The sequence below is a fragment of the Campylobacter troglodytis genome, assembly GCF_006864425.1.
Taxonomy (GTDB): domain Bacteria; phylum Campylobacterota; class Campylobacteria; order Campylobacterales; family Campylobacteraceae; genus Campylobacter_D; species Campylobacter_D troglodytis.
Genome location: NZ_QHLI01000227.1, coordinates 1 through 548, shown reverse-complemented (window position 1 = coordinate 548; position 548 = coordinate 1). Strand labels below are relative to the sequence as shown.

Below are 548 nucleotides of genomic sequence, written 5' to 3'. Positions count from 1 at the left end.
ATTCCTTTAAATTTAGCTAAGCTATGTTTAGTAAAACCTCAGAAATTCACAATTGCATTTATGTGATTCTTAGCTAAGCTAAACTCATTTTCCCTGTGTTTTACTCTAAATGCTCTTTAGTACCTTCTTACAAAGGGACGAGCCTAGCGTTGTAAAAAATCTACAAGTTAATCATAAGCTTTCCAAGTATCACTATAAATTATGCTAGATTCTAATTCTGCAAAGCCTGATAAAATTGGCAAAAGCTCACTAGCAGAACAATTTTTTACTACTTGGGTATAAACGCTAGCCTAGCGTTTTAACATACCTTCTTGCAAAGTTGCAAGACGCGTAACACGAAGCAAAAACATAGGTGTTTTTTTACCTACTCCCCTACCTCTTTTGCCTCTGCCTCTTTTTGCACCTTTGGCTAGCAGTTGCAAGCCTAGCGTTGTAAAAAATAGCTTTCATCAATTTCTATTTCACCTTTTTGAAATATTTTCACATTCTATTGCAATTAATACTCTAATATTTTTGATGATTTTATTGATACTTTGGCAAGAATTGTT

The 548-nt window shown here is 33.6% G+C and carries 1 pseudogene; it reads right to left on the bottom strand.

Annotation, left to right across the window (positions count from 1 at the left end):
• Nucleotides 1-41: 41 nt before the first annotated feature.
• Nucleotides 42-548: pseudogene (locus DMC01_RS12740) on the bottom strand (transposase); the annotation flags it as partial.